At 71.2% G+C, this 10703-nt stretch carries 10 protein-coding genes; 4 read left to right on the plus strand and 6 right to left on the minus strand.

Translation table 11 applies throughout. The features are described from left to right. The first annotated feature begins 78 nt into the window (after positions 1-78). The gene (locus AB1046_RS20745) at positions 79-981 is read left to right on the plus strand and encodes a general stress protein (RefSeq protein WP_369371174.1); all 903 of its coding nucleotides are present in this window, start codon (positions 79-81) and stop codon (positions 979-981) included. 295 nt (positions 982-1276) lie between these two features. Here AB1046_RS20745 and AB1046_RS20750 read toward each other — a convergent pair whose 3' ends face one another. From AB1046_RS20750 to AB1046_RS20760, 3 genes are all read right to left on the minus strand, one after another. After that, positions 1277-2239: a hypothetical protein gene (locus tag AB1046_RS20750; RefSeq protein WP_369371175.1), complete on the minus strand. Its 963-nt coding sequence runs from the start codon at positions 2237-2239 to the stop codon at positions 1277-1279. Positions 2240-2574: 335 nt separating this feature from the next. Beyond that, positions 2575-4110, minus strand: a complete 1536-nt coding sequence (locus tag AB1046_RS20755) for an aminopeptidase P family protein (RefSeq protein WP_369371176.1) — start codon at positions 4108-4110, stop codon at positions 2575-2577. Between the two features lie 12 nt (positions 4111-4122). Then, a complete protein-coding gene (locus tag AB1046_RS20760; RefSeq protein WP_369371177.1) occupies positions 4123-4980 on the minus strand; it encodes an alpha/beta fold hydrolase in 858 nt (285 codons plus the stop codon). Between the two features lie 174 nt (positions 4981-5154). Between AB1046_RS20760 and AB1046_RS20765 the strand changes: the two genes are divergently transcribed. Further along, complete coding sequence (locus AB1046_RS20765) at positions 5155-6003, plus strand: PHP domain-containing protein (RefSeq protein ID WP_369371178.1); 849 nt, start codon at positions 5155-5157, stop codon at positions 6001-6003. Beyond that, positions 6000-6635 (plus strand): MarC family protein, encoded by a 636-nt coding sequence (locus tag AB1046_RS20770; RefSeq protein ID WP_369371179.1) that lies wholly within the window; start codon positions 6000-6002, stop codon positions 6633-6635. The genes AB1046_RS20765 and AB1046_RS20770 overlap by 4 nt, the downstream gene beginning before the upstream one ends. 4 nt (positions 6636-6639) lie before the next feature. Here the strand turns inward: AB1046_RS20770 and AB1046_RS20775 are convergent, their stop codons facing one another. The 3 genes from AB1046_RS20775 to AB1046_RS20785 form a co-directional block, all read right to left on the minus strand. Next, positions 6640-6936 carry a DUF1905 domain-containing protein gene (locus AB1046_RS20775; protein ID WP_369371180.1) on the minus strand — a complete coding sequence of 99 codons (297 nt, stop codon included), beginning with the start codon at positions 6934-6936 and terminating at the stop codon, positions 6640-6642. A 120-nt stretch (positions 6937-7056) separates the two neighbouring features. Then, the gene (locus tag AB1046_RS20780) at positions 7057-8721 is read right to left on the minus strand and encodes a DEAD/DEAH box helicase (RefSeq protein ID WP_369371181.1); all 1665 of its coding nucleotides are present in this window, start codon (positions 8719-8721) and stop codon (positions 7057-7059) included. Positions 8722-9079: 358 nt separating this feature from the next. Next, a complete protein-coding gene (locus AB1046_RS20785) occupies positions 9080-9301 on the minus strand; it encodes a DUF3107 domain-containing protein (RefSeq protein WP_369371182.1) in 222 nt (73 codons plus the stop codon). A gap of 198 nt (positions 9302-9499) precedes the next feature. Between AB1046_RS20785 and AB1046_RS20790 the strand changes: the two genes are divergently transcribed. Next, positions 9500-10627, plus strand: a complete 1128-nt coding sequence (locus AB1046_RS20790; RefSeq protein ID WP_369371183.1) for a DUF3152 domain-containing protein — start codon at positions 9500-9502, stop codon at positions 10625-10627. Positions 10628-10703: the final 76 nt, after the last annotated feature.

The raw sequence follows: 10703 nt of genomic DNA on the forward strand, positions 1-10703 counted from the left end.
TCGCCCCTACCCCACGCTCTCCGCCACGAGCGGCCGCGTTCCTCGCCACTCTCAGCAAGGTAGGAGAGACTATGGGGTATGAGCATGTCTCGCCCGGGTGTCGTCCCGAAGGTCCCGACCCTGCCGGCCGGCGACGAGGTCGCCGCGTACTCCACCTACCTGGAGGCGCAGAAAGCAGTCGACTACCTCTCCGACAACAAGTTCCCCGTTGAGAACGTCACCATCGTGGGCACCGACCTACGCATGGTCGAGCGCGTCACCGGACGCCTCACCTACGGCCGGGTGGCGCTCGCGGGCGCACTCTCCGGCGCGTGGTTCGGTTTCTTCGTGGGTCTGCTGATCACGCTGTTCGCGGGCGAGGCGGGCTTCCAGGTGATGATCGCCGGCATCGCGCTCGGCGCCGGCTTCGGCCTGCTGTTCTCGATCCTGTCGTACACGTTCACCGGCGGACGGCGTGACTTCACGTCGTCGTCGCAGATCGTCGCCGCGACCTACGCGATCCTCTGCGGCCACGACCACGCGAGCGACGCCCGGGCGCTCCTGACCCGTTCGCCGAGCGGGCTGGGCAAGGCCCGCGGGACCGCCTCCGTGGGGGTCGCGGCGCCGGTGGCGCCGCCGGCGGCTCCCGCCGCTCCGGCTCCGGGTGCTCAGGTGCCCGACGCCGGTGTGACGCCGCCCGCCGCACCGCCGGCCCGACCGACCGACCCGCGCTGGGTCACCCCGACGGGTGAGCCCCGGTACGGCGCGATGCGGCCGGGTGCTGGTGCTGGTGCTGGTGCCGCGGCGTCGGCCGAGCCGGCTTCGGACGCTCCCTCGGATGCCCCGGTCGATCAGCCCGAGTCGCCGACCCCGCCCGCGTCGTCGGACACCCCGGCTGCCACGCACCAGGACGAGCTGACGGACCAGGACGACATCCCGACGCAGCGCACAGCACCCCGCGGCACCAACCCCTACGCGCCGCCTACCGACGACCAGAAGTAGGAACTCCCGGGCGTGTGGCGCTGGCTTGTGCGGCACGCCGACTTCGGTTGGTTGCACGGCGGCTGATGTGACTTCGGTCGGTTGTTATGAGATCGGTCAATCAAACGACCGATCTCATAACAACCGACCGAAGTCATTCGCTGTGCTGTGCAAGGGACCGAAGTCAGCTGAACGCGCCAAGCAGAGGACCGAAGTCAGCTGAACGCGCCAAGCAGAGGACCGAAGTCAGCTGAACGCGCCAAGCAGAGGACCGAAGTCAGCTGACTGTCCCGTGCAAAGGACCGAAGTCGCGAGGTCAGATTGCGGGAAGCCGTGGATCGATCCGGGCTTTCCGAAGCACGTCCGGTGGGATGTGCGCGGTGATCCGGTCGAGCATCGCTTGGACATCCTGCTTGTCCGACGCGCTGATGTTCTCGATGGTGACTCCGGCGCGGCGGATGGCGTCGGCGCGAGCCTTCTCGGCAATGTATTCCTGCGCAGGGTCGTGACCTGGGCGAACACCGTCGGGCCGGTACTTGACCTGCCCGTCGAACTCGATCCCCAGCGACCACTGCTCATACCCGAGGTCGGTGTGGAAGAGCCCGGCGTCGGTCTGGACCGGCATCTGCGTGGTCGGCCGCGGCAGGCCGAGGCGCAGGAGCACGTAGCGGACCCAGGTCTCCCAGGCGGACTGGGGGCCGGCATCGGCGAGCTCGATCACCAACCTGGCCTGCTGGACGCCGCGCCGGCCGGTCTGGGCGTCGAGCGTCGCGAGCAGAACCTCTCGGTCGGCCCCCAGGGCCAGAGCGGAGTCGGTGATGACGAGCGCTTCGAGCGGGTGCAGCGTCCGTGCGCAGTCGACGACGGTGCGCGCGAGCGACGTCACGGGGAGGCCCGCCACGTCCGTTACGTCTTCGGGGGCAAGGGTCCAGGAGTAGCGCCGGACGTCGTCGGCCGCGTGACCCGATGCGCGATAGTGCTGGTAGACGTGTGTCTCGCGCGGCGTCGTCCAGACGAGGCAACCCAGAAGCAGTGCGGCCGAGGCGTGGCTGAACACGTGTTTGGCTCTGAGCTGGGAGTGCAGCGCACGGATGCGGGCGAGCGCCTTCTTGCGCGCTTCCCGCGGGGCTCCGGAAGGACCGCTGACCTGTATCTCGTCCGGGGCGCAGTACGCACCGCGCCGGACTCTGAGGACCTCGCCGCTGCGGGCCGCGGCGGCGAGCTTGTTGCGGTTGTGCTCGAGTGCGAGCGCGACCGTGGGGATCTCTACTTCGACCATGGAATGACGTTGCATCATCCTCGCGGGCCGAAAGACCGGTTCAGCTCGAACTGTGTACGGACTGCTTATCCACAGGGCCGCTGTCGCGCTCGAACCGTTGGGACACCGTCCCGTGGGGCGCCGCGTCCGACACAATCGCTCGGCTCATCTCTGGGTGGTGTGGGACTACGCGAGATGTGCCCGGTGACTTCGGTCGGTTGCACAGCACCTGATGTGACTTCGGTCCGTTGCTCTGAGATCGGTCAATTAAACGACCGATCTCAGAGCAACGGACCGAAGTCACATCAGGTGCTGTGCAATGGACCGAACTCAGCCCCCGAGCGAGCGAACCGGGCTCAGCGCAGCGAGGCCATCCAGGCCTCTACGTCCTCCGGGCGGCGGGGGAGCGCCGCCGAGAGGTTCTCGTTGCCGTCCTCGGTGATCAGCACGTCGTCCTCGATGCGCACGCCGATGCCCCGGAACTCCTCGGGCACGGCGAGGTCGTCGGCCTTGAAGTACAGGCCCGGCTCGATGGTGAACACCATGCCCGGCTCCAGCACCCCGTCGAGGTACAGCTCGCTGCGCGCCTGCGCGCAGTCGTGCACGTCTAGGCCCAGGTGGTGCGACGTGCCGTGCACCATCCAGCGGCGGTGCTGCTGGCCGTCCTCGGTCAGGGCCACGGCGGCGGTGACGCCGTCGGGCAGGAAGCCCCACTCCTCGAGCCGGGCCGCGATGACCTCCATGGCCGCCGCGTGCACGTCGCGGAACTTGGCGCCGGGCTTTGAGACGGCGAACGCGGCGTCGGCCGCGTCGAGCACCGCCTGGTAGATCTTGCGCTGCACGTCGCTGTACTCGCCGTCGACCGGCAGGGAGCGCGTGATGTCGGCGGTGTAGAGCGAGTCGACCTCGACGCCGCCGTCGAGCAGCAGCACCTCGCCGGAGCGCACCTCGCCGTCGTTCCGGATCCAGTGCAGGGTCGTGGCGTGCTCGCCCGAGGCCGCGATGGTCTCGTAGCCCACGGCGTAACCCTCGAGCCGGGCGAGCCCGTCGAACGTGGTCTCCACCACCCGCTCGCCGCGGCGGTGCTCCTTTGCGGCGGGCAGGGCGCGGACCACTGCCGCGAAGCCCTCGATGGTGCGGGCCACGGCCTCGCGCATCTGCTCTATCTCGTACTCGTCCTTGATGAGCCGCAGCTCGGACGTGGCCTCCACGAGGGTCTCGTCGGTCAGGGCGTCCTCGTCCTCACCTGCCTCCAGGCGCAGCTCCTCGACGAGCGACTCGACGGCGTCGTCGGCGCCGGTCACCACGAGGAGGCGCACGCCGCCGTCGCCGACGTCCTTCGCCAGGGCGTCGCCCAGCTCGTCGATGTGGCGGGCCTCGATACCGGTGAGGGTCTCGACGTCGGCCAGCGAGGGGCGGGCGCCGACCCAGAACTCGCCGTAGCGGGCGTCGGCGTAGAACTCCTCGTTGTCCCGCGGGGCCAGCGGCCGCACGTACAGCACGGCGTGATGATTCGAGCCGTTGTCGCCCGCGCCGTCCTCGACCGGGTGCAGCACCAGCACGGCGTCCGGCTCCTGGTCGGTGCCCAGCCCCGTGAGGTGCGCGAACGCCGAGTGCGGCCGGAACCGGTAGTCGGTGTCGTTGGAGCGGGTCTTGAGCGAGCCCGCCGGGATCACGAGGCGCACCCCGGGCAGGCGGTCGGAGAGTGCCGACCGGCGGGCCACGGTGAACGGCGCCGCTGCCGACGCCGTGAGGCCGAGCTCGGCGCGCGGGGCCCACTGCGACATCACGAAGTTCTTGAACGCGGTGGAGGAGGGACGGTGCGAACGGTTGGAACCACGGTCGGCGGTTCCCTGCTCGTCAGGCTGCGAAGTGGTGGTGGGCTCGCTCATGCGCCCAGTGTTTCACGCACTCCGGCCGAAGTCGGAAAGCGCCCGGGTGAGCACCCGGTTGAAGGCGGCAGGTGCCTCCATGTTGACGTCGTGCCCCGCCCCGGGGATGACGACGAGCGCTCCGTCGCGGGCCGCGGCGAGGTGCCGCTGCTCGCCGATCCGCATGGTGTCGCGGGCGCCGTTGACGAACCAGACCGGCACCCGTGCGGCCCGGACGGCGGCGATCGAGGAGCGCCCGGCCAGGTGGGTCAGCGTGTCCGTGACGACGTCCCAGGTCGGGCGGTACATCTCGGCGGTCTGGCGCGGGGCGATCTCGACCTCTCGCAGATCGGCGCCACCAGGCTTGCTCCGCAGCGGGCGGAACGGGGGCCGCAAGGACAGCGGTCGCAGGGTCGGTACCGAGAGGCGCGGGCGATGCACGCTCGGGTGCACCACCCGACCGGTCAGGCGGCGCGTGAGGTACGCGGCGTTGGCGACTGTCCTGGAGACGTCCCGGTAGAGCTTTACGGGCTTGCCCTTCGGGTCCGACGTGCAGCCGGCGGCGACCAGGCCGACCAGCCGGTCGGTGGTGCCGGGCCGCGCGGCCCAGGCGAGCGACGCGTAGCCACCCAGCGACAGGCCCACCAGGGCCACCGGCCCGGTCGGGAGGCTCGCGACGGCGTCGTCCAGCGTCTTGAAGGCGCCGTCCATGGTGAACCGGTCGTGCCGACGCGACCCGTGCGCGGGCAGGTCTACCGCGACGGCCTCGTGGCCGGCCGCGCGCACGTGCTCGAGCTGGTTCTCCCAGATCGCGCCGGCGCTGCGCATGCCGTGCACAAAGACGACGCTCGCGCGGGCGTCGGAGGGGGGTTGTTCGTTGCTGCTGCTCATCCCTTCGATGATGCGCGCTCGGCTTGGGCACCCGGCGTACGACGGCGGAACAGCCCGTGAACGTGCTGTGTGGGCTTGCTGTCGCGAGCCCTGGCAGCGGGCAGGGGCCGCCGGGTGCTGCACCTCACGCCCCACCGGACGCCGACCGGGCCCGAAGATCTCTACCCTTGTGGAGTGATCGACCTCCACACGCACTCCACCGCGTCCGACGGCACCGACTCGCCAGCGCACCTGGTGGAGGTCGCCGCACACGCCGGCATCACCACGCTGGCCATCACGGACCACGACACGACGTCGGGCTGGGCCGAGGCCGCCGAGGCCGCCGACCGCTACGGGGTGGGCCTGGTGCGGGGCGCCGAGATCTCCGCGATCGCACGCACCACTGGCTGGGGCACCGGCCTCCACCTGCTGGCCTACCTGCACGACCCGACGCACCCCGACCTGCTGGCGGAGACGGAGCGCACCCGCGCGGACCGGGAGTCCCGGGCCCGGCGCATGGTGGACCTGCTGGCCCAGGACTTCCCGATCACCTGGGACGACCTGCTCGCCCAGACGAAGCTCGGCACCACGCTGGGCCGTCCGCACATCGCGGACGCACTCGTGGCGGCCGGCGTCGTCCGCGACCGGGACCAGGCGTTCGCCACTATCCTCCGCCCGGGCACCAAGTACTACGTGGGCCACTACGCCCCCGACGCCGTCGCGGCCGTGCGCGCCGTCCGGGCCGCCGGCGGGGTGCCGGTCTTCGCGCACCCCGGGGCTGACGCCCGCGGTCGCGTGGTGCCCGACTCGACCATCGAGGAGCTCGCCGCGGCGGGGCTGGCGGGGCTCGAGGTGGACCACCGCGACCACACCCCGGAAACGCGCGTGCGGCTGCGCGGCATCGCCAAGTCCCTGGACCTGCTGGTCACCGGGTCGAGCGACTTCCACGGCGCCGGAAAGCGGAACCTGATCGGTGAGAACACCACCGAGCCCGACGTGCTCGAGGCGATCGCGGCGCAGGGAGCCCTGGAGGTGCTCCGGTGACCTGGTTCGACGTCGCCCTCTTCACCGAGGTGTTCGTGACGCTGTTCGTGATCATGGACCCGCCCGGCACCGTTCCGGTGTTCCTGGCGCTGACCTCGCGGATGACCGCGCAGGACCGCAGGCGTGCCGCCCGCACCGCGATCTTCGTGGCGTTCGGCGTGATCGTGGTGTTCGCGCTGTTCGGCCAGCTCCTGCTGGAGCATCTTGGGGTCTCGCTGGCCGCGCTGCAAGCCTCGGGTGGGCTGCTCCTGCTGCTGGTGGCGCTGGAGCTGCTGATGGGCAAGCTGGACTCGACCGAGTCCGACTCGTCGGGCGCCGCCAAGAACATCGCCCTGGTGCCCCTGGCGACACCGCTGCTGGCTGGTCCGGGCACGATCGTGGCCACCATGGTGTTCGTGCAGCAGGGCGTGCACGCCGGAGAGTCGGCGGTAGGGCACTACGTGTCCATCGGCCTCGGCATCGTGGCGGTGTGCATCTGCACGTGGGCGGCCATGCGGTTCGCGGGGCTGGTGCACCGGGTGCTCAAGGACTCCGGCGTGACGCTGGTGACCCGGATCGCGGGTGTGCTGCTCGCGGCGATCGCCACGCAGATGATCGCCAACGGCGTGATCGAGTTCGTGCGTACCGTCTGACCGCTCAGACGTCGACCGTCTCCAAGGTCACCGATACCGGCTTCTCCGGGAGCAGGCCCTCGGCCAACCGCACCTTCTTCTTCATGGGCAGCACGTAACCGCCGTCGCGATCGCTCGGGAAGACCGAGGTGGTCCAGGTGGTCTTCCCGACCGTCACCCGGACCCGGATCGAGCCGAACCCGCGCGGCGGCAGCGGGAGGTCGGCCAGCTCGTCGGAGTGGTCGGGCGGCACGGTGACGAACCACCAGGAGTCGGTACGCACCTTCCACTGCCACAGGGGCGCGGTGAACTCGATCTGCACGAGGAGCAACCTACGCCCCGCTCCTTGGGTCGAGCCTGCCGAGATGCTGGCCGAGATCCTGGCGCAGAGAAGGGCCCCGCCGGTCGAACGCGACCGGCGGGGCCCTTCGTACGGCGTGGGTCAGGCGTCCGCCTGGCCGCCGCGTGTGCGACGACGGCTGCGGTTGCGACGACGGCGCTGGCCGGCCTCGTCCTCGCCGCCCGTGGCCGGGCTGTCACCCGACGCGGGACGCGCGCTCGACGCGCCGCCGGAGCTCGTGGCGCCGCCGTCGGACCGGGGTGCCGAGCGGTGCTCGCTGTGCGAGCCGCCCTGCCGCCCGCCCGAGCGGGGACCGCCGGAGGAACGGCCGCCCCCGGAGCGTGAGCTGCTGTTGCGCTTGCCGGTCTCGCCGAGGTCCTCGACCTCTTCGGCGCCGAGCCCGGCGAGGTGCTGCGCGGACCGCGGCAGGCGGCCCTTGGTGCCCTCGGGGATGTTCAGGTCCGCGAACAGGTGCGGCGACGTCGAGTACGTCTCCACCGGCTCGGGGTACCCGATCTCGAGCGCCTTGTCGATGAGCGACCAGCGGGGCACGTCGTCCCAGTCCACGAAGGTGACGGCGGTACCGGTGTTGCCCGCGCGGCCGGTGCGGCCCACCCGGTGCAGGTAGATGCGCTCGTCCTCGGGGCACTGGTAGTTGACCACGTGCGTGACGTCGTCGACGTCGATGCCGCGGGCGGCGACGTCGGTCGCGACAAGCACGTCGATCTTGCCGTTGCGGAACGCGCGCAGCGCCTGCTCGCGCGCGCCCTGGCCCAGGTCACCGTGGATCGCGCCGGCGGCGAAGCCGCGGGTCTGCAGCTCCTCCGCGACCTTGGCGGCCGTGCGCTTGGTGCGCGCGAACACGATGGAGCGGCCGCGGCCCTCGGACTGGAGCAGGCGGGCCAGGACCTCGACCTTGTCCAGGGCGTGGGCCCGGTAGACGACCTGCTTGATGTTCTTGACTGTCGCGCCCTGGTCGTCCGGCTCGGCGGCGCGGATGTGCGTGGGCTGCTTCATGTAGCGGCGGGCCATCGAGACGACGGCGCCCGGCATGGTGGCGCTGAACAGCATGGTGTGCCGCTGCGCGGGCGTGCGGGCGAGGATCTTCTCGACGTCGGGCAGGAACCCGAGGTCAAGCATCTCGTCGGCCTCGTCGAGCACCACGGTCGCCGCGCGAAGCAGCGTGAGGTGGCCCTGGTTGAGCAGGTCGATCATGCGGCCGGGCGTGCCCACCACGACGTCGACGCCGGTCTTCATGGCCTCGATCTGCGGCTCGTACGCGCGGCCGCCGTAGACCTGCACGATCCGCACGCTGCGGTGGGCGGACGCGGTGCTCAGGTCGTTCGCGACCTGTACCGCGAGCTCGCGCGTGGGGACCACGACTACGGCCTGCGGCTTGCCGGGGGCGACAAGATCCTCGTAGCCGGGCTCACCCGGAGCGACGACGCGGTGCAGCAGCGGCACGCCGAAGCCCAGAGTCTTGCCGGTACCGGTCTTGGCCTGGCCGATGATGTCGTGCCCGCTCATCGCGACGGGCAGCGTCATCGCCTGGATGGGGAACGGGTGGGTGATGCCCGAGTCCTTGAGCGCCTCGACGATCTCCGGGCGGACGCCGAAGTCGGCGAACGTCACGTTCTGCGCCTGGATTGCGGACGGGCTGGAGTAGTCGGGCCCCGAGTCGTCAGTCGGCTCGGGGCTTGGGACAGACCCTGTGTCAGGGCTTGTATCAGTGGCCGCGCTCGCGGCCGGGGTGTCGGTGGTAGTCACTGGCGCCTTCGTCTCTCGCGGCGCGGCGGGCCCTCATGGCCCGGCATCGCGCCTTCGTGCGGCAGCCGATCGTGAAAATCATCGCGCGCCTGGAATGAACCAAGCTGCGCGTCCTGTCGGGGCGGCCTCGTGGGAGGCCGGAGCACAGGCTCGGGGGTCGGAACGTGACGACCGGGCAACCGATGTACGTGTTCATGCTACGCGCACGATGTTTCCGGGTCGTTATCGAAACGCGCTCTACCACCCGTTAGTAACGAACGCCACGTGCCGTTAGCAAAGAACGCCACGTGGCGGACGGCGCTTGCGCCGTGCGTTCCGCCACGTGGCGTTCGCTACTGCAGGGGTCGGACCGCAGGGGTCAGACCGCGCCGAAGCCGACCTTGCGCTGCGCCTCTGAGCCGATCTCGACGTAGCCGATCGCGGCGCCGGGAACGATCACCAGGCGGCCGCGGGAGTCGGTGAGCTCGAGGGAGCCACCAGAAAGTGCCTTCTTGACGGCAGTCGCGACGGCGTCCGGGCTCGCGTCCGTCTCGATCACAACCTCGCGCGGCAGATTCTGCACACCGATGGTGACGTCCACGTTTACTCCAGTTCGGTCGGGGATTGCGCCGTGCTCCCGGGGGTCCGGGGGCCCGACTCGTCGATCCTAGTCACGCTCCGGGACCAGGTGCCCGCGGTTTCGCCGTGAGCCGACAGGTGACCATGGGGTTACGTGGGCAAAGGAGTCCAGTGGGCAAAGCCATGGGCGTGCGGACCTGCCCGTGGCACCATGGTCGGCGTGAGAAGTCCGACGTCCCCCAGGCGTGCTGGCAGGCGCGCCCGCGGAGGCACGTCCGCCGGTCTCCTGTTCGACGGCGTCGCGGCCGGCCGTTCCGCGGCGCGGAAGGTCAGGCGCCGAGCCGCGCGGCACCCCCTGCGCTCGATGCTCGCGCTCGGCCTGTGCCTCGCGGCGGGGCTCGGCGGCGGCGTCGCGGTGACGATGAGCCTGGAGCCGGACGCGTCCGCCGCCGTCGTGGCCGGGGCGGTCGAGGACAGCCTGGGTGTCGAGGCGGCCGACGTCGTGCGGAACGCCTACGAGGCGGCCAGGTCCGGCGACCGCACGTCGCCACCCGGACTGGCGGGCTCGGAAGCGGGCTCTGGTGCCGCCTCCGGTTCCGGGGCCGGTGTGGGCACCGCTGCCGACCCGGAGGTGGCGCCTGGACCGGCGGCCTCCGACCCGGCCGCACCCCTGGCCTCGACGGGTGGATCGCCCGTCGAGAAGGCCGCCCCGCCCTCGCCCAGCCCGAGCTCCGGCTCCCGCCCCGGCTCTGGCCCGACGCCGGAGCCCGGCTCCGGTCTGCTCGGCACCCTGATCACCGTCGAGCAGGAGCTCTCCGGCAGGCTCGTCGTGGCGAGCGGGTCCCGCAAGGCGCCTGCGGAGCTTGCGGAGGGGTCGGAAGGGAAGGTCTGGCGGGTCCAGATCGCCGTCGAGCAGGGCCTCCCGGTGGATCCGGAGGCCTTCGCCGAAGCCGTGCTGGACACCCTCAACGACCCGCGCGGCTGGAACGGCGCGGACGGCTCGACCTTCGCCCAGACCGACTCGGACCGCTACGACGCGCGGGTGGTGCTCGCCAGCCCCGGCACCACCGACGAGCTCTGCCTCCCGCTGGACACCGCCAGCGAGGTCTCGTGCGGTATCTACGAGACCGCGGTGCTCAACTTCAAGCGCTGGGCCAAGGGCTCCGTGGCGTGGGACAACGTCGCCCGCTACCGGCAGTACCTCGTGAACCACGAGGTGGGGCACGTGATCGGGTACCGCCACGACCTGTGCGCCGGCGAGGGTGAGCACGCGACGGTCATGGTGCAGCAGACCTCCACGACGAGCGGTTGCATCCCCGAGCCCTGGCCTGCCCCGAACGCGGACTGAGGCGGCGTCGACTCGGACCGGCCGGGCATTCGGCACGCCCCCGCGCGGGGCGCGGGGGGACTGTCAGTGGCTCGTG

It is taken from the genome of Promicromonospora sp. Populi (assembly GCF_041081105.1).
GTDB lineage: Bacteria > Actinomycetota > Actinomycetes > Actinomycetales > Cellulomonadaceae > Promicromonospora.